At 69.9% G+C, this 23,039-nt stretch carries 19 protein-coding genes; 9 read left to right on the top strand and 10 right to left on the bottom strand.

The genetic code is table 11. The features are described from left to right. Position 1 precedes the first annotated feature (1 nt). The 7 genes from gyrA to dnaA all read right to left on the bottom strand — a co-directional run bounded on the left by gyrA (position 2) and on the right by dnaA (position 13,156). Positions 2-2,623, bottom strand: coding sequence for a DNA gyrase subunit A (gene gyrA, locus ACVWNX_RS17115; RefSeq protein ID WP_454407946.1), 2,622 nt, complete (start codon positions 2,621-2,623; stop codon positions 2-4). A gap of 41 nt (positions 2,624-2,664) precedes the next feature. Then, on the bottom strand, positions 2,665-4,785 hold the full coding sequence (gyrB, locus tag ACVWNX_RS17110; RefSeq protein WP_454414806.1) for a DNA topoisomerase (ATP-hydrolyzing) subunit B: 2,121 nt from the start codon (positions 4,783-4,785) through the stop codon (positions 2,665-2,667). A 764-nt stretch (positions 4,786-5,549) separates the two neighbouring features. Next, positions 5,550-6,074 carry a DciA family protein gene (locus ACVWNX_RS17105; RefSeq protein ID WP_454414805.1) on the bottom strand — a complete coding sequence of 175 codons (525 nt, stop codon included), beginning with the start codon at positions 6,072-6,074 and terminating at the stop codon, positions 5,550-5,552. A 221-nt stretch (positions 6,075-6,295) separates the two neighbouring features. Further along, positions 6,296-7,417: a DNA replication/repair protein RecF gene (recF, locus tag ACVWNX_RS17100; RefSeq protein WP_454407945.1), complete on the bottom strand. Its 1,122-nt coding sequence runs from the start codon at positions 7,415-7,417 to the stop codon at positions 6,296-6,298. Positions 7,418-7,592: 175 nt separating this feature from the next. Then, a complete protein-coding gene (gene gnd / locus ACVWNX_RS17095) occupies positions 7,593-8,468 on the bottom strand; it encodes a phosphogluconate dehydrogenase (NAD(+)-dependent, decarboxylating) (RefSeq protein ID WP_454407944.1) in 876 nt (291 codons plus the stop codon). Positions 8,469-8,699: 231 nt separating this feature from the next. Continuing rightward, the gene (gene dnaN, locus ACVWNX_RS17090) at positions 8,700-9,830 is read right to left on the bottom strand and encodes a DNA polymerase III subunit beta (protein WP_454407942.1); all 1,131 of its coding nucleotides are present in this window, start codon (positions 9,828-9,830) and stop codon (positions 8,700-8,702) included. 1,241 nt (positions 9,831-11,071) lie between these two features. Further along, complete coding sequence (gene dnaA / locus ACVWNX_RS17085; protein WP_454407940.1) at positions 11,072-13,156, bottom strand: chromosomal replication initiator protein DnaA; 2,085 nt, start codon at positions 13,154-13,156, stop codon at positions 11,072-11,074. A 529-nt stretch (positions 13,157-13,685) separates the two neighbouring features. On the opposite strand from dnaA, the gene rpmH reads away from it, so the two are divergent. The 9 genes from rpmH to ACVWNX_RS17040 all read left to right on the top strand — a co-directional run bounded on the left by rpmH (position 13,686) and on the right by ACVWNX_RS17040 (position 20,588). Continuing rightward, complete coding sequence (gene rpmH, locus ACVWNX_RS17080) at positions 13,686-13,823, top strand: 50S ribosomal protein L34 (RefSeq protein ID WP_008746848.1); 138 nt, start codon at positions 13,686-13,688, stop codon at positions 13,821-13,823. A 21-nt stretch (positions 13,824-13,844) separates the two neighbouring features. Beyond that, positions 13,845-14,216: a ribonuclease P protein component gene (gene rnpA / locus ACVWNX_RS17075; RefSeq protein WP_454407938.1), complete on the top strand. Its 372-nt coding sequence runs from the start codon at positions 13,845-13,847 to the stop codon at positions 14,214-14,216. Beyond that, the gene (gene yidD / locus ACVWNX_RS17070) at positions 14,213-14,569 is read left to right on the top strand and encodes a membrane protein insertion efficiency factor YidD (protein WP_454407937.1); all 357 of its coding nucleotides are present in this window, start codon (positions 14,213-14,215) and stop codon (positions 14,567-14,569) included. Before rnpA ends, yidD begins: the two co-directional genes overlap by 4 nt. Before the next feature lie 3 nt (positions 14,570-14,572). Continuing rightward, complete coding sequence (yidC, locus tag ACVWNX_RS17065; protein ID WP_454407935.1) at positions 14,573-15,841, top strand: membrane protein insertase YidC; 1,269 nt, start codon at positions 14,573-14,575, stop codon at positions 15,839-15,841. A 15-nt stretch (positions 15,842-15,856) separates the two neighbouring features. After that, positions 15,857-16,369 (top strand): Jag family protein, encoded by a 513-nt coding sequence (locus ACVWNX_RS17060; RefSeq protein ID WP_454407933.1) that lies wholly within the window; start codon positions 15,857-15,859, stop codon positions 16,367-16,369. Between the two features lie 106 nt (positions 16,370-16,475). Continuing rightward, on the top strand, positions 16,476-17,192 hold the full coding sequence (gene rsmG / locus ACVWNX_RS17055) for a 16S rRNA (guanine(527)-N(7))-methyltransferase RsmG (RefSeq protein WP_454407931.1): 717 nt from the start codon (positions 16,476-16,478) through the stop codon (positions 17,190-17,192). Positions 17,193-17,611: 419 nt separating this feature from the next. Beyond that, a complete protein-coding gene (locus ACVWNX_RS17050) occupies positions 17,612-18,688 on the top strand; it encodes a ParA family protein (RefSeq protein WP_454414804.1) in 1,077 nt (358 codons plus the stop codon). Next, complete coding sequence (locus tag ACVWNX_RS17045; RefSeq protein ID WP_454407930.1) at positions 18,685-19,671, top strand: ParB/RepB/Spo0J family partition protein; 987 nt, start codon at positions 18,685-18,687, stop codon at positions 19,669-19,671. The genes ACVWNX_RS17050 and ACVWNX_RS17045 overlap by 4 nt, the downstream gene beginning before the upstream one ends. Before the next feature lie 299 nt (positions 19,672-19,970). Further along, entirely contained in the window at positions 19,971-20,588 is a 618-nt protein-coding gene (locus ACVWNX_RS17040) for a GNAT family N-acetyltransferase (RefSeq protein WP_454407929.1), read from the top strand. 74 nt (positions 20,589-20,662) lie between these two features. On the opposite strand, the gene trxA is transcribed toward ACVWNX_RS17040, so the two are convergent. The 3 genes from trxA to ACVWNX_RS17025 all read right to left on the bottom strand — a co-directional run bounded on the left by trxA (position 20,663) and on the right by ACVWNX_RS17025 (position 22,741). Beyond that, a complete protein-coding gene (gene trxA, locus ACVWNX_RS17035) occupies positions 20,663-20,995 on the bottom strand; it encodes a thioredoxin (protein ID WP_454407927.1) in 333 nt (110 codons plus the stop codon). 49 nt (positions 20,996-21,044) lie between these two features. After that, a complete protein-coding gene (gene trxB / locus ACVWNX_RS17030) occupies positions 21,045-22,007 on the bottom strand; it encodes a thioredoxin-disulfide reductase (RefSeq protein ID WP_454407926.1) in 963 nt (320 codons plus the stop codon). 215 nt (positions 22,008-22,222) lie between these two features. Further along, on the bottom strand, positions 22,223-22,741 hold the full coding sequence (locus tag ACVWNX_RS17025; protein ID WP_454415048.1) for a hypothetical protein: 519 nt from the start codon (positions 22,739-22,741) through the stop codon (positions 22,223-22,225). Between the last annotated feature and the right edge of the window lie 298 nt (positions 22,742-23,039).

The raw sequence follows: 23,039 nt of genomic DNA, 5'->3' as shown, positions 1-23,039 counted from the left end.
GCTACTCGGCCGCGGGCACCGTGCCCTCGTCCGTGCCCTGGTCGGCGCCGGTGGTCCCCGTGGCGTCGGCGGTCGCGTCGGTACTCACGCCGTCCTCGGCGTCCTCACCGTCGACCTCCTCGGCCTCACGGCCGGCCTCGGCGTTGCGCGCGATGCCGACGACGGCGTCGCGCTTGCCCAGGTTGATCAGTTGAACGCCCATGGTGTCACGGCCCGTCTCCCTGACCTCGTTGACTCGCGTACGAATCACACCGCCGCCGAGCGTGATGGCGAGGATCTCGTCGGTCTCCTCGACCACCAGCGCGCCGACCAGCGAACCGCGGTCCTCCACGATCTTGGCGGCCTTGATGCCGAGGCCGCCGCGCCCCTGGACGCGGTACTCGTCGACGGGGGTGCGCTTGGCGTACCCGCCGTCGGTGGCGGTGAAGACGAACGTACCGGGCCGGACGACATTCATCGAGAGGAGTTGGTCGCCCTCGCGGAAACTCATGCCCTTCACACCGGACGTGGCCCGGCCCATCGGGCGCAGCGCCTCGTCCGTCGCGGTGAACCGGATCGACTGCGCCTTCTTGCTGATGAGCAGCAGATCGTCCTCGGCGGAGACCAGTTCGGCGCCGATCAGCTCGTCGGCCGTGCCGTCCGTGCCGTCGGTGTCGCGCAGGTTGATGGCGATGACGCCGCCGGAGCGGGGCGAGTCGTAGTCCTTGAGCGGGGTCTTCTTGACCAGGCCCGCCTTGGTCGCGAGGACCAGGTAGGGCGCCGCCTCGTAGTCGCGGATGGCGAGGATCTCCGCGATGGCCTCGTCCGGCTGGAAGGCCAGCAGGTTGGCGACGTGCTGGCCGCGCGCGTCCCGTCCGACGTCGGGCAGCTCGTACGCCTTGGCGCGGTAGACGCGGCCCTTGTTGGTGAAGAAGAGCAGCCAGTGGTGGGTGGTGGACACGAAGAAGTGGTCGACGATGTCGTCTTCCTTGAGCTTCGTGCCGCGCACGCCCTTGCCGCCGCGCTTCTGGGAGCGGTAGTCGTCGGTCTTGGTGCGCTTGACGTAGCCGCCGCGCGTGATCGTGACGACGATGTCCTCTTCGGCGATCAGGTCCTCGATGGACATGTCCCCGTCGAAGGGCACCAGCTGGGTGCGGCGGTCCTCGCCGAACTTCTCGACGATCGCGGCGAGTTCCTCGCTGATGATGCCGCGCTGGCGGACCGGCGAGGCGAGGATCGCGTTGTACTCGGTGATCTTCGCCTGGAGCTCGTCGTGCTCCTGGATGATCTTCTGGCGCTCCAGGGCGGCGAGCCGCCGCAGCTGCATCTCCAGGATGGCGTTCGCCTGGATCTCGTCGATCGCCAGCAGCCCCATCAGGCCCGCGCGCGCCACGTCGACGGTGTCGCTGCGCCGGATCAGGGCGATGACCTCGTCGATGGCGTCCAGGGCCTTCAGCAGACCGCGCAGGATGTGCGCGCGCTCCTCGGCCTTGCGCAGCCGGAACTTGGTGCGGCGGACGATGACCTCGATCTGGTGGTTCACCCAGTGGCGGATGAACGCGTCCAGCGAGAGGGTGCGGGGCACCCCGTCGACCAGGGCCAGCATGTTGGCGCCGAAGTTGGTCTGGAGGTCGGTGTGCTTGTAGAGGTTGTTGAGGACGACCTTGGCGACCGCGTCCCGCTTCAGCACGATGACCAGGCGCTGGCCGGTGCGGGAGCTGGTCTCGTCGCGGACGTCCGCGATGCCGCCGATCCTGCCGTCCTTCACCAGGTCGGCGATCTTCTGGGCGAGGTTGTCGGGGTTGACCTGGTAGGGCAGCTCCGTGACCACCAGGCACTGGCGGTTCTGGATCTCCTCGACCTCGACGACCGCGCGCATCGTGATGGAGCCGCGGCCGGTGCGGTACGCCTCCTCGATGCCCTTGCGGCCCACCACCAGGGCGCCGGTCGGGAAGTCGGGGCCCTTGATGCGCTCGATCAGCGCGTCCAGCAGCTCCTCGTGGCCGGCCTCGGGGTGCTCCAGGTACCACTGGGCGCCCGACGCGACCTCGCGCAGGTTGTGCGGCGGGATGTTGGTCGCCATGCCGACCGCGATGCCCGCCGAGCCGTTGATCAGCAGGTTGGGGAAGCGGGCGGGCAGGACGGTCGGCTCCTGGGAGCGGCCGTCGTAGTTGTCCGTGAAGTCGACGGTGTCCTCGTCGATGTCGCGGACCATCTCCATCGACAGCGGCGCCATCTTGCACTCGGTGTAGCGCATGGCGGCGGCGGGGTCGTTGCCCGGGGAGCCGAAGTTGCCGTTGGAGTCCACCAGCGGCATCCGCATCGACCACGGCTGCGCGAGGCGGACCAGCGCGTCGTAGATCGAGGAGTCGCCGTGCGGGTGGTAGTTGCCCATGACGTCGCCGACGACGCGGGCGCACTTGTAGAAGCCCTTCTCGGGCCGGTAGCCGCCGTCGTACATCGCGTACAGCACCCGGCGGTGCACGGGCTTGAGGCCGTCGCGGACGTCGGGCAGCGCGCGCGAGACGATGACGGACATCGCGTAGTCGAGGTACGAGCGCTGCATCTCCGTTTCGAGCCCGACGGGCTCGATGCGCATCACGGGCTCGGTTTCGGACGTGCCTGCGGGGGTCTGGTCGGTCATGCGGGTGCGGGTCCTTTCTGCGCGGTCAGACGGAGACCGACTCAGATGTCGAGGAAACGGACGTCCTTGGCGTTGCGCTGGATGAACTGGCGGCGGGCCTCGACGTCCTCGCCCATGAGGACGGAGAACAGGTCGTCGGCCTGGGCGGCGTCGTCCAGGGTGACCTGGCCGAGGACGCGGTGCTCGACGTCCATGGTGGTGACGCGCAGCTCCTCGGCGTTCATCTCGCCGAGGCCCTTGAAGCGCTGGATCGAGTCCTCCCGGATCCGCTTGCCGTTCTGACGGCCCAGCTCGATCAGGGCGTCCCGCTCACGGTCGGAGTAGGCGTACTCGAAGTCGTCCCGGCCCCACTTGATCTTGTAGAGCGGGGGGCGGGAGAGGAAGACGTGCCCGGCCTCGACCAGCGGACGCATGAAGCGGAAGAGGAAGGTGAGCAGCAGGGTGTTGATGTGCTGACCGTCGACGTCGGCGTCCGCCATCAGGATGATCTTGTGATAGCGCAGCTTCTCGATGTCGAAGTCCTCGTGGACCCCGGTGCCGAAGGCCGAGATGAGCGCCTGGATCTCCTGGTTGTGCAGGATCTTGTCGATCCGGGCCTTCTCGACGTTCAGGATCTTGCCGCGGATCGGCAGGATGGCCTGGTACATCGGGTCGCGGCCGGACTTCGCGGAGCCACCGGCGGAGTCGCCCTCGACGATGAAGATCTCGCACTTGGTGGGGTCGTTCGACTGACAGTCGGAGAGCTTGCCGGGCAGCGACGCCGTCTCCAGCAGGCCCTTGCGCCGGGTCAGGTCGCGCGCCTTGCGGGCCGCCACGCGCGCGGTGGCCGCCTGGATCGACTTGCGGATGATGTCCGCGGCCTCGTTGGGGTTGCGGTCCAGCCAGTCCGCGAGGTGGTTGTTGACGACCTTCTGGACGAACGTCTTGGCCTCGGTGTTGCCCAGCTTGGTCTTGGTCTGGCCCTCGAACTGGGGCTCGCCGAGCTTGACCGAGATGATCGCCGTCAGACCCTCGCGGATGTCGTCGCCCGTGAGGTTGTCGTCCTTCTCGCGCAGCAGCTTCTTGTCGCGCGCGTACCGGTTGATGAGCGCGGTCAGCGCGGCGCGGAAGCCCTCCTCGTGGGTGCCGCCCTCATGGGTGTGGATGGTGTTGGCGAAGGAGTACACGCCCTCGCTGTAACCGCTGTTCCACTGCATCGCGACCTCGAGGGACAGCATCCTGTCCTTGTCCTCGGCCTCGATGTCGATGACGGTCTGGTGGATCACCTCGCCCTTGCGGGAGTTGAGGTACTTCACGAAGTCGACGATGCCGCCCTCGTAGTGGTACGTCACCGTGCGGGCGTGCGCCTCGGTGTCGTCACTGGGCTGGTCCGTGTCGGCGCCGCTGGTCGCCTTGGCGGAGTCGCGCTCGTCGGTGAGCTTGATCGTCAAGCCCTTGTTGAGGAACGCCATCTCCTGGAAGCGCCGCGACAGCGTCTCGAAGGAGTACTCGGTGGTCTCGAAGATGTCCGGGTCGGCCCAGAAGGTGACCGAGGTGCCCGTCTCCTCGGTGGCCTCGCCCTGCGCCAGCGGAGCGGTCGGAACGCCCAGCTTGTAGTCCTGCGTCCAGTGGTGGCCGTCCGTCTTCACCTCGACGGCGACCTTGGTGGACAGCGCGTTCACCACCGAGACGCCCACCCCGTGGAGACCGCCGGAGACCGCGTAGCCGCCGCCTCCGAACTTGCCGCCCGCGTGCAGGACGGTCAGCACGACCTCCAGGGCCGGCTTGTTCTCGGAGGGGACGATGCCGACCGGGATGCCACGGCCGTTGTCGACCACCCGGACCCCGCCGTCGGGCAGGATCGTGACGTCGATGGTGTCCGCGTGACCGGCCAGGGCCTCGTCCACGGAGTTGTCCACGACCTCGTACACCAGGTGGTGCAGACCGCGCTCACCGGTCGAGCCGATGTACATGCCGGGGCGCTTGCGGACGGCGTCCAGACCTTCGAGGACGGTGATCGCGCTCGCGTCGTAGGACGCGGAAGCGGCCGTCCCGGGGTCCCCGGGCGCTTCGGGTGCGGCCTGGTCGGCCTGAACGGCTCCGGCGGTGTCGCCGGAGCCGGTGGACGGGATGGTCTCGTTGGGGTTGCCGGAATCGGCCACGAAGCGCCCTTTCTGGCACAGCGCGAGCCAGGCACCCGGCAGTGGCCGGAGCGGCTGCGGCGTGTTGCGTTGGTGAGCCTGTATCAGCGTTGCTCGGTGTGTGTCCCACGAGTGGGGCGGGATTGTCCTCCAGTCTACCGGTAGCGCTGACAGTGATGGGGCTTTGCCGGTACCTGAGTCCGCATGTGCCGCCCTGAACCGGTCTCTTCTGACTCCCCATATGCGCCCCAGGGGCTCAAGTGGTCCAGGGCGGCACTCAGCGCTTCGGGGCGTCAACCCCGAGCGACCGTGCGCGGACCGTCCGGAAGGCGGGGTTCCCGGGGGCGCCGCACCGGAGCGCGCCACCCGCCCGGACACCTCGTACGGCTCCTCCGTCACACCGCTCCCACCTGCGGAGATGGCGACGGATCGGGCCGGAACGGGCCCGGACGGCGACGGCGGGGCAGGGGCCTCGGAAGGGCGACGGGGACGGCCGGGGCGCCGCGAACGCGCGCGGGGCGGCACCGGGCGGGCGGCGACGGCTCCGGGACGGGGCCGGAGCGAGGGGCCGGGACGCGGTGACGGCGGCACGGAAGACCGCCCCGGGACGGACCGCCAGGGTGACGCACACAACGACCGGGGTACCGGAAAGAGCGCCGAGACGACGGGAAGGACTGCGGGAAGGCGGCGGGAAACGCGGGAAGGGGGGGAGGGCGGGAGGAACACCTGGGAGGGCCGGGCGGCCGAGGGCGGCGGAAGGAAGGGGTGGCGCATGCCCGGGAGGGCGGGAAGAGCCGGGCCGTACGTCAGCCGTAGGTGTCGCCGGGGCCCGAACCGCCCGGCGCGCGCAGCGGACCGAAGCGGCGGGCGGGGCCGCCGGGGCCCAGGACCTTGATCAGCCGTACGGTGCCGTGGCCCAGGTCCGCGTTGAGCCGGGCGACGAGCTGCGGAGCGAGCAGCCGCAGCTGGGTCGCCCAGGCCGTCGAGTCGCACTGCACGGTCAGCACCCGCGCGTCCTCGTCGTACCGCTGCGGCACGCAGTGCTTGGCCAGGTCGTCGCCGACGATCTGCGGCCAGCGGCCCATGACCCCGCCGACCGCCGCCGGGGTCTCCCAGCCGCGCTCGGTGATCAGCCGGTTGATGGCCGCGCCGAGCGCCATGGGGTCGCGCCCGTCGGCGCGCGCGCCGGAGCGCAGACCACCGCGCCGGGCCTGCCGCTTCTGCGCCGCCGCGTCGCCCCGCGCACGGGCCTGTTCCTTCGCGGCGCGCAGCGCCACCCGGGCGAGGTCCACCCCGCTGGGGGCGGCGGACGCGGGGTCCACGGGGCTCAGGGGGCCACTGGTGCCGCCGGGGGCGCCACGGCCGCCGACCGGGCCCGTGGAGCCGCCTGGGCCGCCCCGGCCGCCGATGGGCCCCGTGGGGCCGACCGGGCCGCCGGCCCTGCCGCCCCCGGGGGCTCCGCCGCCTCCGAGCGGGCCGTGGGACCCCTGGGGGCCTTGAGAGCCCCGGGGGCCCTGGGGGCCGCCGAACCCGCCCCCGCCGCCGATTCCGTTCACAGCCGCTCCACCGCGCTCCCGGCCACCGCGTACCGCGCGCCCGTCAGGACGTCCGGCACGTCGTCGTCGACCGCCGCCGTCACCAGGACCTGCTCGCCCTGGACCACCAGTTCCGCGAGCCGTTCCCGGCGGCGGGCGTCGAGTTCCGCGAAGACGTCGTCGAGGACCAGTACCGGCTCGTTGCCCTCGGAGCGCAGCAGGTCGTACGAGGCGAGGCGCAGCGCCAGCGCGTACGACCAGGACTCGCCGTGGCTGGCGTACCCCTTCGCGGGCAGGCTGCCCAGCCTCAGCACCAGGTCGTCGCGGTGCGGTCCGGCGAGGGTGATCCCGCGTTCGATCTCCTGCGTCCGCACTCCGGCGAGCGCGTCGAGGAGCTGTTCGTACAGTTCCTCGCGGGTGACGCCGTCGCCGGGGGCGGAGGGCTTGTACTCCAGGGTCAGCGGCCCGCCGCCGGGCGCGAACCGCTCGTACGCCTTGTCGGCGAGCGGCTGGAGGACGGTGATCAGGTCGATCCGCTGGGCGAGCAGCTCGGCTCCGGCGCGGGCGAGGTGCTGGTCCCAGACGTCCAGGGTGGACAGGTCCATGCCACGACCGCCGTGCCGCCGGGCCAGCGCCGCCGACTTCAGCAGGGTGGTGCGCTGCTTGAGGACCCGGTCGTAGTCGGAGCGGACCCCGGCCATGCGCGGGGAACGGGCGGTGACGAGTTCGTCCAGGAAGCGGCGGCGCTCGCCGGGGTCGCCCTTGACCAGGGCGAGGTCCTCCGGCGCGAACAGCACGGTACGGAGGATGCCGAGCACGTCACGCGGTCTGACCTGCGAGGACCGGTTGATCCTGGCGCGGTTCGCGCGGCCCGGGTTGATCTCCAGCTCGACGAGCTGCTGACGCTCGCCCTGGCGGACGGCGGCCCGCACCACGGCCCGTTCGGCGCCCGCGCGGACCAGCGGGGCGTCCGAGGAGACGCGGTGGCTGCCGAGCGTGGCGAGGTAGCCGACGGCCTCCACCAGATTGGTCTTGCCCTGTCCGTTGGGGCCGACGAAGGCGGTGACGCCGGGCTCCAGCGGCACCTCGGCCGTGGCATACGAGCGGAAGTCGGCCAGCGACAGATGCGTGACGTGCATGGTCGTGGCCGACCTCCCTCGGTGCGTGGTGCGGTTGGTGCGGGTGCGCGCCCGTGGGCGCGCGGCGTTCCCGGGGACTGGTGGCGGCCCGTGGCGGGCGGTCACCGGTTACCGGGACGCGGACGGTGCTCCGGGCCCGGTCCGGTGGTGGACCGGACCGGGGCGCCGGATCGGGTCAGGCCTTCTCCACGGCGTGGCCGCCGAACTGGTTGCGCAGGGCGGCGATCATCTTCATCTGCGGGGAGTCCTCCTGGCGCGAGGCGAAGCGGGCGAACAGCGACGCCGTGATCGCGGGCAGCGGCACCGCGTTGTCGATCGCGGCCTCCACCGTCCAGCGGCCCTCGCCGGAGTCCTGGGCGTAGCCCTTGAGCCCGTCGAGGTGCTCGTCCTCGTCCAGCGCGTTCACCGCGAGGTCGAGCAGCCAGGAGCGGATGACGGTCCCCTCCTGCCAGGAGCGGAAGACCTCGCGCACGTCGGTCACCGACTGCACGGCCTCCAGCAGCTCCCAGCCCTCGGCGTACGCCTGCATCATGGCGTACTCGATGCCGTTGTGGACCATCTTCGCGAAGTGCCCGGCACCGACCTTGCCCGCGTGCACCGAGCCGAACTCGCCCTCGGGCTTGAGGGCGTCGAAGATCGGCTGGACCTTGGCGACGTTCTCCTCGTCGCCGCCGTACATCAGCGCGTAGCCGTTCTCCAGGCCCCAGACGCCACCGGAGACACCGCAGTCGACGAAGCCGATGCCCTTGAGCCCCAGCTCCACCGCGTGCCGCTCGTCATCGGTCCAGCGGGAGTTCCCGCCGTCGACGACCACGTCGCCGGGCTCCAGGAGCGCGGCCAGCTCGTCGATCGTGGCCTGGGTGGCGGCGCCCGCCGGGACCATCACCCACACCACGCGCGGGCCCTTGAGCTTGCCCACCAGTTCCTCAAGGCTGTGGACGTCGGCGAGGTCCGGGTTCCGGTCGTATCCGATGACGGTGTGACCGGCGCGGCGGATGCGCTCGCGCATGTTGCCGCCCATTTTGCCGAGACCGACGAGACCGAGCTCCATCAGAGGTTCCTTAAAGTCGCGATGTGGCGTACGGACAGCTGGTGCGTCCGCGTCCGCAGCCTACGCCCGCGCTGGTGCGCACAGCTGTGGGTCCGGCCGCTCATACGTACTCCCACCTGCGGATCTACCCCGGCTGGCGGGCGCGGGGCCGGCGGCCACCGGGATCGCGTCCCGGAACCGACGGCCCACCGCGCCACGGGGGCGGAACGATGAGGGCCGGACGGCGGGCGGTCAGCCGGAGAGGCGCACCGGCATGATCAGGTACTTGTAGGCGTCGTCGGCCTCGGCGTCCACGGCGGGGCGGCCGCTGAGCAGCGCCGGCTTGGTGGACGTGGTGAACGACAGCTGGGCGACCGGGGAGTCGATGGCGCTGAGCCCGTCGAGCAGGAACGTCGGGTTGAAGGCGATCGAGATGTCGTCGCCCTCCAGCACCGCGTCGACCCTCTCCACAGCCTGTGCGTCGTCGCTGGAACCGGCCTCCAGGATCAGCACGCCCTGCTCGAAGCTGAGCCGCACCGGGGTGTTCCGTTCGGCGACCAGGGCCACGCGCTTGACGGCCTCCACGAAGGGGGCGGTCTCGATCACGGCGACCGAGTTGAACTCCGTCGGGAACAGCGTGCGGTACTTCGGCAGGTCGCCTTCGAGGAGCCGGGTGGTGGTGCGGCGGCCCGCGCCCTCGAAGCCGATCAGGCCCTCGCCGGAGCCCGAGCCGGACAGCGCGATGGTGACGCTGTCGCCGCTGGTGAGCGCCTTGGCGGTGTCCAGCAGCGTCTTGGCGGGCACCAGGGCGACCGCGGAGGAGTCGGCGACCTCGGGCTTCCACAGGAACTCGCGGACCGCGAAGCGGTAGCGGTCGGTGGAGGCCAGAGTGACCGTGTCGCCCTCGATCTCGATGCGCACACCGGTCAGCACCGGGAGGGTGTCGTCGCGGCCCGCGGCGATGGCGACCTGGGCGGCGGCCGCGGCGAAGACCTCGCCGGGGACGGTACCCGTGGCGGACGGCATCTTCGGCAGCGCGGGGTACTCCTCCACCGGGAGGGTGTGGAGGGTGAAGCGGGAGGAGCCGCAGAGCACGGTGGCCCGGACGCCGTCGGTGGAGATCTCCACGGGGCGGTTGGGCAGCGCGCGGCAGATGTCGGCGAGCAGCCGGCCGGAGACGAGGACGGTGCCGTCCTCCTCGATCTCGGCGTCCACCGAGACGCGCGCGGAGACCTCGTAGTCGAAGCTGGACAGGCTCAGGGCGCCGTCCTCGGCCTTCAGCAGAAGGCCGGCGAGGACCGGCGCCGGGGGACGGGCCGGGAGGCTGCGTGCCGCCCAGGCCACTGCCTCCGCGAGTACGTCGCGTTCCACCCGGATCTTCACCTAAGCCCGCCTCCTGCTGTTGCTACCGCTCGCGCCCTGTCTGGGGGGCGTCACCGCGCTCCGTGGGCGATGGCGCCGCGTCCGCCGTCTGTCGCCGTCCCCAGGTTGGGGAGGACTCCGGGACCAGTCTGACGCACGGCACTGACAGTAGGTGCCGCTCGCGGTCAAGTCGCGCGAACGGGCTCGTGGGCCGACGGGGCCGAGTTGTCCACAACCCAGGCTTCGAGGCGGATTCCCAGGTAACTCTAGTCGGTAGTAGTAGTAGGCCCTGTGGATACCGTGGATAACCTCGTTTTCGCAGCTCAACGGCTGTTTTTTATCCACTGGCCCTGTGGGTGGGGGAGGTGGATAACCCCGCCTCGCTGTGGACAGCCGAAAGTTGTGCACACCTGATGCACAGGAGGGGGCGAGTTCTCCCCAGCGCCGTCCCCAGTTTTACCCAGGTTCCCCACAGCCCAATCCGGCACCTCGATGTGACGCCTTTCACTCGCCCCGGTGATCAGGCGCGTTGGGTTGCCGAACAGTGGACAGAACTGTGGAGAACCTCCGTCACGCTGGGGACAACCCCCTCCGACCTGTGGGCGGGCGGTGGACAACCCCGGCGGCCCCCTGTGGACGGATCACTTGTCCACACCCTGTGGAGAGAGGTTTTCCACGTTTCCCCAACCACTTGAGCTGGTCCGTTGACCGTACGGGGCACCTGCCTGTGGACACCGTATGGACAACTCGGCGGTCCCCAGGGTGTGGAAACGAGAAAGTCCCCGGATCTGTGGAGAACACCCGTAACCCCCGGGCCTATTCGAACAACGACGGTGGGCCGGCGACGGCACGGGGTCCGGCACGGGCACCGGACACCGGCTCCCGAGGCGGTGGGAGCCGCCCAAACGGCTCTGTGAAGGGGAGGTGACGGGGCGACGGGGCCACGGGGAACCCGTGGGAACGAAGAGGCCCCGGTCTTCCCCGCCCCGTTCCAGGGGAGTTCCCGGGGCCGGTGCTGGGGCCGGAGCGGCTTGCGGGGAACGCGGAACGGGAGGGGCGACCGGGGCTGCCGGGCTACCGGGTCGTCAGAGTGCCCCGGGCTGTCACTGCCAGGGCGACCGGGACGGTCAGGGCGGCTGAAGCGCCTCGGGGGCGCCCAGGACGGTTCGGACGGCCCCGGACCGCCCGCCGGGGAGGTCCGGCGCGGGCCGGGAGGGAGACCGGACGGGGCCTCGTCGCCCGCGGGGCCGGGAAGGGGCCCGCTAGCCGTTCTTGATGCGGTTGGTGAGTTCGGTGACCTGGTTGTAGATCGACCGTCGTTCGGCCATCAACGCCCGGATCTTGCGGTCCGCGTGCATGACGGTCGTGTGGTCGCGTCCGCCGAACTGCGCCCCGATCTTCGGGAGCGAGAGGTCCGTCAGCTCCCGGCACAGGTACATCGCGATCTGCCGCGCCGTCACCAGCACCCGGCTGCGGGACGAGCCGCACAGGTCGTCCACGGTCAGCCCGAAGTAGTCGGCGGTCGCCGCCATGATCGCCGTGGCGGTGATCTCGGGCGCCGAGTCCTCGCCCCCCGGGATCAGGTCCTTCAGCACGATCTCGGTGAGCCCCAGGTCCACGGGCTGCCGGTTCAGCGACGCGAAGGCGGTCACCCGGATGAGGGCGCCCTCCAGCTCCCGGATGTTGCGGGAGATGCGCGAAGCGATGAACTCCAGCACCTCCGGCGGTGCGTTGAGCTGCTCCTGTACGGCCTTCTTGCGGAGAATCGCGATGCGCGTCTCCAGTTCGGGCGGCTGCACGTCCGTGATGAGCCCCCACTCGAACCGGTTGCGCAACCGGTCCTCCAGGGTCACCAGCTGTTTCGGCGGCCGGTCCGAGGACAGGACGATCTGCTTGTTGGCGTTGTGGAGCGTGTTGAAGGTGTGGAAGAACTCCTCCTGCGTCGACTCCTTGTCCGCGAGGAACTGGATGTCGTCGACCAACAGGATGTCCATCTCGCGGTAGCGCTTGCGGAAGCTGTCGCCCTTGCCGTCGCGGATGGAGTTGATGAACTCGTTGGTGAACTCCTCGGAACTGACGTACCGCACCCGGGTGCCCGGGTACAGGCTGCGCGCGTAGTGCCCGATCGCGTGCAGCAGATGGGTCTTCCCGAGGCCCGACTCCCCGTAGATGAAGAGCGGGTTGTACGCCTTCGCCGGGGCCTCCGCGACCGCGACGGCGGCGGCGTGGGCGAACCGGTTGGACGCGCCGATGACGAACGTGTCGAACAGGTACTTGGGGTTCAGCCGAGCGGTGGGCTCGCCGGGGCCCCCGGCCCCGTGCTGCCCGGCGGAGCCGGAGCCGGGCACCCCGCCGGACGCCCCGTGGACGGCCGGACCGCCGGTCCGCGCGCCGTGCGTGCCCCGGGGCCCGGGACCCGCGCCGACCGGGCCGTCGGCACCGCCGTCGAGGGGGCCCGCGCCGCCGTGCGGCCCGCGCGGACCGCCGGGCCCGCGCGGGGCCTCGGACGGCTCGCCGCGCTCACCCCGGTCGGGGTGGCCGGACCGCCGGTCGGCGCCCTCGTACGCCACGTGCCGCGGCTCGTACGGCGGGCGCTCCCCCTCGTAGCCGGGGCGCTCGCCGTCGTACTGCGGGCGGTCCGGGCCGTAGGGGGCGCGCTCGGACTCGTACGGCGCGTGGTCCGGGGCGTACGCGGACCGTTCCGGCGCCTGGCCGCGGTAGTCGTGCCGCTGCTGGCCCGGGGAGGCGTACGGGTCGCGCTCCGGGAAGCCGAGCCGCTGCTGCTGCCAGCCGTAGTCCTCCTGCGGACGCGGCCAGGCGCCCGGCTCGGGGCGCTGGTAGTCCGGGTAGGCGGGGCGCGCGGTCGGCAGCTGGTCGGCGCGGCCGCCCGGCTGCTGGTCCCCGTGGGGGCCCGCCGGCTGGTCCGGGCGGGGGCCCGGGCGCTCGTCGGAGGGGTGGCGGCCGTAGCCGTCGTACGGGTCCCTGGCGGACCCGGGAGGCGTCTGGCCGGGCTCCTCGTACCGCTGCGGCGGCACGGGGGCGGCCGTGGGCGCTGAGCCCGGCTCGGCGCCGGCGGTCTCGTCGACGGTGATCGCGATGCGGATGGGACGCCCGCACTCCCGGCTCAGGGTCTCGCTGACGACGGGCGCGAGCCGCCCCTCCAGGACGCCCTTGGCGAACTCGTTGGGCACCGCCAGCAGGGCGGTGTCGAGCACCAGCGCCAGGGGCTGGCACCGCTTGATCCAGTGTTCGTCCTTCGCCTCGACCCCCTGCCCGCGACCCTCCCCGAGGAGCTGTTCCAGTACGCGTGGCCACACTGCGGCAAGATCGGCAGGTACGTCAGCCACGGGGCACGCTCTCTCAGCAGGTCCCGGACGGTCCGGTGCGCGGGACGGGGTCAGTCAGAAGGAAGAACCCGGGGTGCCGGGCGGGGAACGGTCGGGTTCGGTGCGGGGGGAGGGGGTCCGCGGAACGCGGAGGAGACGAATCGGAGTCAAGCCACGGTAGTCAGGGCGACCGGTGCGGTTCAAGTTGTTGTCCACAGGCTGTGCATAGTGTCTCCCGGATGCCTCCCCGCCGTGGCCACCCGGACGTCGTCCGTGGTGGTGGGCGGCCCGCCGCCGGGCGGCTCGGGGCGGCCGCCACAGGGCCCCGGACCTGCGCACGAGCCTCTGGTTTGACCGGACGACCCGGCCGCGCGTACCGTAACCAGGTCGAGTTGTCGATGGCTGCTGCCGCCTGCCTCCGATGGGCACAGATCACCTCTAGTGATCGTGAAAGCGGTGCACTCGGGCGTAATACGAGCTTCTCGTGGGCGCACGGTGACAGCCAGGCGGCAACGGCCCCGACAACCACCGATTTTTCTGGAGCCCCCGAGTGAGCAAGCGCACTTTCCAGCCGAACAACCGTCGTCGCGCCAAGACCCACGGCTTCCGGCTGCGGATGCGCACCCGTGCCGGCCGCGCGATTCTCGCGTCCCGCCGCACCAAGGGTCGCGCCCGCCTGTCCGCCTGATCGTAGTCAGGTCATGACGTCGTGCTGCCTACCGAGCATCGGCTGAGGCGGCGCGAGGACTTCGCGACCGCGGTACGCCGAGGACGCCGGGCCGGACGCCCGCTCCTCGTCGTCCATCTACGCAGCGATGCCACCGACCCGCACGCGCCTGGGGAGAGCGTTCCCCCGTCGCGTGCGGGTTTCGTCGTCAGCAAGGCCGTCGGCAACGCGGTCGTCCGCAACACCGTGAAACGCCGGCTGCGCCACCTGATGCGCGAACGGATCGACAGGCTGCCCCCCGGTAGCCTGGTCGTCGTGCGGGCGCTGCCCGGATCGGGCGACGCCGACCACGCCCATCTGGCCCGAGACCTCGACGCCGCCCTCCAGCGGCTGCTGGGAGGGGGCACGCGATGAAGTACCCGCTGCTGGCTCTGATCAAGCTGTACCAGTGGACCATCAGCCCGCTGCTGGGGCCGGTCTGCAAGTACTACCCGTCGTGTTCCCACTACGGCTACCAGGCCATAGACCGGCACGGAGCGATCAAGGGCACGGCACTGACCGCCTGGCGGATCCTGCGGTGCAATCCGTGGTCGCTCGGCGGAGTCGACCACGTTCCGCCGCGCAAGCGTCCGCGGTGGCACGAAACGCTGCGCGACGCCTGGCGCGGACGCAAGGGCGGGAACGCCGCCCTCGGCGCGCCCTCCGGAGACGGTTCCGTCCCCGTGAGCCCGGCCGCCGAGCCCCCGTCCCATGCTCAAGGAGCTTGATTAGTGGATGACATCGTAAGTTCGATCGCCAGCTTGTTCAGCTTTATCACCACGCCTGTCTCCTGGGTGATCGTCCAGTTCCACAAGCTGTTCGGCGCCATCTTCGGCCCCGACACGGGCTGGGCCTGGGGCCTGTCGATCATGTTCCTGGTGATCCTGATCCGGATCTGTCTGATCCCGCTCTTCGTGAAGCAGATCAAGGCGACCCGGGCCATGCAGACGCTCCAGCCCGAGATGAAGAAGATCCAGGAGCGCTACAAGAACGACAAGCAGCGTCAGTCCGAAGAGATGATGAAGCTGTACAAGGAGTCGGGCACCAACCCGCTCTCCTCGTGCCTTCCCATCCTGGCGCAGTCGCCGTTCTTCTTCGCCCTGTACCACGTGCTCAACAGCATCGCCTCGAACAAGACGGTCGGCGTCATCGACCAGCCGCTGCTGGAGAGCGCGCAGAAGGCCCACATCTTCGGCGCCCCCCTCGCGGCGAAGTTCATGGACAGCGCGGCGAAGGTGGAAGCCCTCGACTCCACGCTGCTCAACGTGCGCGTCGTCACCGCGATCATGATCGTCCTGATGTCGCTGTCGCAGTTCTACACGCAGCGCCAGCTGATGACGAAGAACGTCGACACCACGGTGAAGACGCCCTTCATGCAGCAGCAGAAGATGCTGATGTACGTCTTCCCGGTCATCTTCGCCGTCTTCGGCATCAACTTCCCCGTCGGCGTCCTCGTCTACTGGCTCACCACCAACGTGTGGACCATGGGGCAGCAGATGTACGTGATCCGCCAGAACCCGACGCCGGGCTCCAAGGCCCAGGGCGACTACCTGGAGCGCCTCCTCAAGCAGGTCACCCAGAAGAAGAAGATCGGCAACCGTCGTGACCGCGCGGCTGTGAAGATCATCGTTGCCAAGGGCCGTGACCGCAACGAGAACGAGCGCCGCTTCATCAACGGCCTCACCAAGGTCGGCCTGGCCGCCCAGACGGACGGCGCGGTCATGGTCAGCGATGTGCCGACCACCGAGGCCGAGGACGGCACGACCACCACGGGCCGCCGCCAGCAGCCCAAGCGGCAGTCGAAGTCCCAGCGGCACACCCGGCAGCCCGCCACCCCCGACACCCCGAAGACCTCGCTCACGAAGTCCGAGGGTGACACCCCGGCGGCCAAGCGCCAGCCCAAGCCCGCGGGCGGTCAGCCCGGCTCCGGTACCCGCAGCAGGGCCAAGAGTGGCCAGCGCAAGGGCCCGCAGCGTCCATCGCACCCCTCCAAGAAGTAAGAAGGAGTCCATCCCGTGACGGAAGGCACCACCTCCGCCGCCGCTGCCGAGGGCGACACCCTGACCCGCCTGGAGCAGGAGGGCGAGATCGCTGCGGACTACCTTGAGGGTCTGCTCGACATCGCCGATCTCGACGGTGACATCGACATGGACGTCGAGGCCGACCGCGCCGCGGTGTCGATCATCAGCGACAGCAGCGGCCGCGACCTCCAGAAGCTCGTCGGCCGTGACGGCGAGGTCCTGGAAGCGCTCCAGGAGCTGACGCGCCTCGCGGTGCACCGGGAGACCGGTGACCGCAGCCGTCTGATGCTCGACATCGCCGGTTACCGTGCCAAGAAGCGCACGGAGCTGTCGGAGCTGGGCGCCAAGGCCGCCGCCGATGTGAAGAACACCGGTGAGGCGATCAAGCTCGACCCGATGACGCCCTTCGAGCGCAAGGTGGTCCACGACGCGGTCAAGGCCGCCGGACTGCGGAGCGAGTCCGAGGGCGAGGAGCCGCAGCGGTTCGTCGTCGTGCTCCCCGTCTGATCGACCCGTGATGTCCCCGGCCCCGTCTGTTCGCAGACGGGGCCGGTCTTTGTCAGCCTGATAGTCAGCACCCAGTGCGCTAACGCGGTACGGAAGGACGGTCCCCGTGACGGAGGCAGCGGAACTCCCCCCGGCGCCCGAGCAGGCCCGGGAGGTATTCGGCGATCGATTCGACGACGCCGTCCGGTACGCCGAGCTCCTGGCCGAGGCGGGGGTGCGACGCGGGCTCATCGGTCCTCGCGAGGTGCCCCGCCTCTGGGAACGCCACCTGCTGAACTGCGCGGTCCTCTCCGAGGTCGTGCCGACCGGCGTCACCGTCTGCGATGTCGGCTCCGGCGCGGGTCTGCCCGGTATCCCGCTGGCCCTGGTCCGCCCGGACCTCAAGATCACTCTGCTGGAGCCGCTGCTGCGGCGCACCAACTTCCTCACCGAGGTCGTGGAGCTGCTCGGGCTCGACCATGTGACCGTGGTGCGGGGCCGGGCCGAGGAGGTCCTGGGCAAGCTCACCCCGGTCCATGTGGTGACCGCCCGCGCGGTGGCTCCCCTGGACCGGCTGGCCGCCTGGGGCGTCCCTCTGCTCCGTCCTTACGGGGAGATGCTGCTCCTCAAAGGCGACACCGCCGAGGAAGAGGTCAAGAACGCGGGGGCGGCGCTCAGCAAGCTCGGCGCCGTGGAGACCTCCGTGCTCCAGGTCGGTGAGGACGTCGTCGATCCGCCCGCCACGGTGGTGCGGGTCGAGGTGGGGGAGAGCCCCGGTGGAGTCCGGTTCGCCGCGAAGCGGGCCAAGGCTGCCCGTGCGGGTCGGGCGCGACGTCGTCGCTGAGAGCCCGTCGCCGGGACCATGGATCCGAGGCCCCCTCGGTGATCGCCGCACTGACGGTGGTCACCGAGGGGGCCTTTCCGCTTCGCCTGATCGGCGGTCCGGAGCCGACCGCGCCGACGACCATGAGAGGTGTCCGAGCGGCTTTCCTCGGATGAGGCAGTGGCGTACTCCACACAAGCTGCCCCACTGATCCACTCCGGAGTGTCGCGCTGGCGCGGCATTGATGGCTCGGCATCGTGTTTCACGTGAAACGTCGCTCACTGCTGCACGGCATCATCGGACGCGGCCGGGCCGCGTCCGAACCCCGCGACCGGAAGCCCCTGGGCTCGCTGAAGTCACCCACAGGGGGAACGGAGTTTTCCACAGAGGTGGATTTCTCCACAGAAGCACGGGCCTCGCTGGTTCACCACCCCGATGGCATGGGAGGCTCTGTTCATCGCGAGCCTGAAGCCGAGGAGAGTGAATCCTTGCGGTCCGACGCCAACATCGCGGGACCGATGACCGATCCGGTCCCCGGTCCCCGTACCGAATCGGTGGGGGAGGATGTTTCACGTGAAACACCGCCGCCGATGGACGACACCCCTATCGGTCGTGCTGCCTCTATGGCGATGGAAGCGCTGAACCGGACCGGAGGCGGTCTGCCACGGCCGGAACAGACCCGCGTCATGGTGGTCGCCAATCAGAAGGGCGGCGTCGGGAAGACCACCACCACGGTGAACGTCGCCGCCTCGCTCGCGCTGCACGGCAACCGTGTTCTGGTGATCGACCTTGACCCACAGGGCAATGCCTCCACCGCGCTGGGCATCGACCATCACGCCGACGTACCGTCCATCTACGACGTACTGGTGGAGAGCAAGCCGCTCGCTGAGGTGGTCCAGCCCGTTCCGGATGTCGAGGGACTGTTCTGCGCTCCGGCCACCATCGACCTGGCCGGGGCGGAGATCGAACTCGTCTCGCTGGTGGCCCGGGAGAGCCGTCTTCAGCGCGCGATCCAGGCGTATGAGCAGCCGCTGGACTACGTCCTGATCGACTGCCCCCCTTCACTCGGCCTTCTCACCGTCAACGCCCTGGTGGCCGGTGCCGAGGTTCTGATCCCGATTCAGTGCGAGTACTACGCGCTGGAGGGTCTGGGGCAGCTTCTGCGGAACGTCGAGCTGGTCCGTGGCCATCTGAACCCCACACTGCATGTGTCGACGATCCTGCTCACCATGTACGACGGCCGGACCCGGCTCGCCTCCCAGGTGGCGGAGGAAGTCCGGACCCACTTCGGTGATGAGGTTCTGCGCACGAGCATTCCCCGGTCGGTCCGTATCTCCGAAGCGCCGAGCTATGGACAGACCGTACTGACCTACGACCCGGGGTCGAGCGGTGCCCTCTCCTACCTGGAGGCCGCGCGAGAGATCGCGCTTCGGGGAACCGAGTTCGTGTACGACGGGCAGCATGCCCACGCGGGTCACCAGAACAAGCAACAGAGCACGGCGGAGGGGATTCAGTGAGTGATCGACGTAGGGGCCTGGGCCGAGGGCTCAATGCCCTGATCCCGGCGCCCGAGAAGTCTGGCCCGGTGGTCGGCCCGGGTGCCTCCCTGCCGCGCGCCGCTGTGGCTCCGGACAATGCTCCGAGCGCGTACTTCGCCGAACTGCTCCTCGACTCCATTACGCCCAATCCCCGTCAGCCCCGTGAGGTCTTCGACGAGGACGCCCTGGCGGAACTGGTGGTCTCCATCAAGGAGGTCGGTCTCCTCCAGCCCGTGGTGGTCCGCCAGGCCAGTCCGGGCCGCTATGAGCTGATCATGGGGGAGCGGAGGTGGAGGGCCTGCCGCGAAGCCGGACTCGACCGCATCCCGGCGATCGTCCGAGCCACCGACGACGAGAAGCTCCTGCTCGACGCCCTGCTGGAGAACCTCCACCGGGCCCAGCTCAACCCCCTGGAAGAAGCGGCGGCCTACGACCAGCTGCTGGAAGACTTCAACTGCACCCACGACCAGCTCGCGGATCGCATCGGCCGGTCGCGGCCCCAGGTCTCCAACACCCTGCGGCTGCTCAAGCTCTCCCCCGCAGTGCAGCGCAAGGTGGCGGCGGGCGTCCTCTCGGCAGGGCACGCCCGTGCGCTGCTGTCCGTCGAGGACCCGGAGGAACAGGACCGGCTCGCCCTGCGGATCGTCGCCGAGGGGCTCTCGGTGCGCGCCGTCGAGGAGATCGTCACCCTGATGGGGACCGGACCTCAGGCCGCGCCCCGGTCCAAGGGGCCGAGGGCTGGAGGACGGGTCTCCCCCGCGCTCAGCGATCTCGCCACCCGGCTGTCCGATCGCTTCGAGACCCGGGTGAAGGTGGACCTGGGCCAGAAGAAGGGCAAGATCGTCGTGGAGTTCGCCTCCATGGAGGATCTGGAGCGCATCCTCGGCACCCTGGCCCCGGGCGAGGGGCAGGTCCTGCAGAAGGGACTCACCACGCAGGCGCCCGAGAGCCCCGAGAGCTGAGTGACCGTCCCGCGTACGCGGGGAACAGACAAGAGCGGGCCGACCCGGTGCACACCGGAAATCGACCCGCTCTTTGCTCTCCCAGCACGTTAGCGTTCAGGCATCGTGGATACGATCAAAGGCATGGCGCCTGTGTCCGATGAGGCCGGTCGGACGGCGCGCGGGTCACCAGAGGGATCCCCTGCGATGGTGGTCGTGGATCTCGCCTTGGCCCCGGCGGGCCGATCAGCCCACTTGGGGAACGGAGCGCTCCTGCGGTCGCCCCACGACCGTGGGCGAGGGAAAGAGGTGCTGCCTCCATGGGGCGTCGGCTCGTGCCGCTCACGCTGGACAACCTGATGGATCTCCCCACCCGCTGCCGCTCCTGTGTGTTCTGGGAGCTGGACCCGGTCAGCGGCCAGGCCGCGGTGAAAGCGGGCCGGTCCGACCTGGAGAAGGAAGCCTGGATCTCCGCTGTCCTTCTGGACTGGGGATCCTGTGGACGTGTGGTGTACGTGGACGAGGTCCCGGTCGGCTTTGTGCTCTACGCCCCTCCTGCCTATGTTCCCCGTTCCATCGCGTTCCCGACCAGCCCGGTATCCGCCGACGCCGTTCAGCTGATGACGGCCTGGATCATGCCGGGCTACCAGGGCCAGGGGCTGGGGCGGGTGATGGTGCAGACCGTGGCGAAGGATCTTCTCCGGCGGAACTTCCGTGCCATCGAAGCGTTCGGCCAGGCGCGGTGGGAGAAGCCCGCATGTGTTCTTCCAGCCGATCACCTGCTGGCGGTGGGCTTCAAGACCGTTCGCTCGCACCCGGTCTTCCCCCGTCTTCGGCTTGAGCTGCGGACCACGCTCTCCTGGAAGGAAGACGTGGAGCTGGCTCTTGACCGTCTGCTGGGCGCTGTTCAGAAAGAACCAGTGCTGAGGCCCCTGTAGCGATGTTTCACGTGAAACGGGGACCCACCTCCTGCGAGGTGGGTCCCCGTTTCACGTGAAACATTCGCCGGCCGTCAGTCGGCGATGAACTCCTCAAGGTCACGCACGATGGCGGCCTTCGGCTTGGCTCCGACGATCGTCTTGGCGACCTCGCCGCCCTGGTAGACGTTCAGCGTCGGGATGGACATCACCCCGTACTTGGCGGCCGTCTCCGGGTTCTCGTCGATGTTGAGCTTGACGATCTCGATCTTGTCGCCGTACTCGTTGGCGATGGCCTCAAGCGACGGCGCGATCTGGCGGCACGGACCGCACCACGCGGCCCAGAAGTCGACCAGGACGGGCTTGTCGTTCTTGAGGACATCCTCGTCGAAGGAAGCGTCCGTCACGTTCTTGAGGGTGCCGGCCACAGCGGGCTCCTTAGTTCGATGAAGCGATGAAGGGGATGGAGGAGGGAGGTCAGACAGCGGCGGCCGTGGCCGCTTCGGCGTCAGCCTGAGCGGCGAGGTACCGCTCGGCGTCGAGAGCGGCGGAGCAACCGGTACCGGCGGCGGTGATCGCCTGACGGTAGGTGTGGTCGACGACATCGCCGGCGCCGAACACACCCGTCTGGTTGGTGCGGGTCGAGGGGGCTTCCACCTTGAGGTAGCCCTCGTCGTCGAGGTCGAGCTGTCCCTTGAACAGCTCGGTGCGGGGGTCGTGCCCGATCGCGATGAACAGGCCGGTCACCGGAAGCTCGGACTCCTCGCCGGTCTTCAGATTGCGCAGGGTGAGACCGCTGAGCTTCGGGTCACCGTGGATCGCGGCGACCTCGCTGTCCCAGATGAACTTGATCTTCGGGTCGGCGAAGGCGCGCTCCTGCATCGCCTTGGAGGCACGGAGCGAGTCCCGGCGGTGCACGATCGTCACCGACTTGGCGAAACGGGAGAGGAAGGTGGCCTCCTCCATCGCCGTGTCACCGCCGCCGATCACGGCGATGTCCTGGTCCTTGAAGAAGAACCCGTCGCAGGTGGCGCACCAGGAGACACCGCGTCCGGAGAGCGCGTCCTCGTTCGGCAGTCCGAGCTTGCGGTGCTGGGAACCGGTCGTGACGATGACGGCCTTGGCGCGGTGCACGGTACCGGCGGTGTCCGTCACGGTCTTGATCTCGCCCGTGAGGTCGACGCTGACGACATCGTCCGGCACCAGCTCGGCACCGAAGCGCTCAGCCTGGGCGCGCATGTTGTCCATGAGGGCCGGGCCCATGATGCCGTCCTGGAACCCGGGGAAGTTCTCCACCTCGGTGGTGTTCATCAGCGCACCACCGGCGGTGACGGCGCCCTCGAAGACCAACGGCTTCAGGGACGCCCGCGCGGTGTAGAGCGCCGCCGTATACCCGGCGGGACCGGAGCCGATGATGATCACGTTTCGGACGTCGCTCACGGCTTCATTCCTCGTCTCTGGAGACTGCTTCGCACTTCCGGTGGAAGCCGGACTCGAAGGGCTCCCACACCACCCAACGGATACTACGGGGCCCGCATTCCCCAAGCCGCCGGGCGCACGGGCGCTGTTGTGGAGCGGTGCCCTCGCCGCCGGACCGGAAGGCGCCCGGTCCGAGCTTGGTGTCCGGGCGGTGCCGGGCCCTCACCTGGGACGGTTCAGGGACGGGGGTAGGAGTGGGTGAGAAGCACGGAGCCCGGTCCGGCTGAGCGTCGAGTGACGCAGGTCGCGTCCACGACGTACGCGGAGACCTGAGCGGCGTCGGAGGCGTGGGGCAGGACGACCAGGTACGCGGGCTTGCCCGCGTAGGTGCCTTCCTGGGCGGCGAGAGGGCGTTCAGTGCGGGAGATGCCCTGCCGCACGCACGGTGGCACCTGAGGGTCCGGGGAGGCTTCCACGGAGTCCTCGCCCCGCAAGGGTGCAGTCGGTTGGGGCGGGGCATCACCGGCGGCGGCACCGAAGGAAGGGCTGTCGGTGCCGAAGGGGACCGCCGTCGAGGAGCTCAGCAGTTCGGTCACCCGGCTGCGGAGATCGCCTTCAGAGAAGCTTTCCCGCGCGCCCTCCGCGCTGACGGTCCGCTCGGGCGAGGCGTCCGGGGTGTGGCCGCTGCTTCCCGCCGACTGGATGAGGAGCGATCCCAGCCCGAGAGCGGCGAGGGCGAGGGAAGCGCCGATCACCGCCGCTCCCATTCGCCTCGACCGCTGCCGGGAGCCGGGACCGGACGTTCCCCGGCTCCGTACGGAGGGGCGCCGGGACGCGGGCTTCCCCAGCCGTGTGGGAAGTCCCGATGTTTCACGTGAAACATCGGGAGCGAGCGCGGAGGCCGGAGCGGTGCCGTCGGGTCGCTCGACCGGTGACGCGCTCCCCGTCTGTTCGGCGGCGAGGGCGAGCTCCACCCGTGCCACCACCGTGTCCGGCATGGGCTCGTCCGCTGTGGCGCCCAACAGGAACCGGAGCTCTTCCAGTGAGGCGTGC

Source organism: Streptomyces sp. JNUCC 64 (assembly GCF_054484115.1).
Note: the sequence above shows the minus strand (reverse complement) of the source record. Positions and strands in the feature narration are given on the sequence as shown.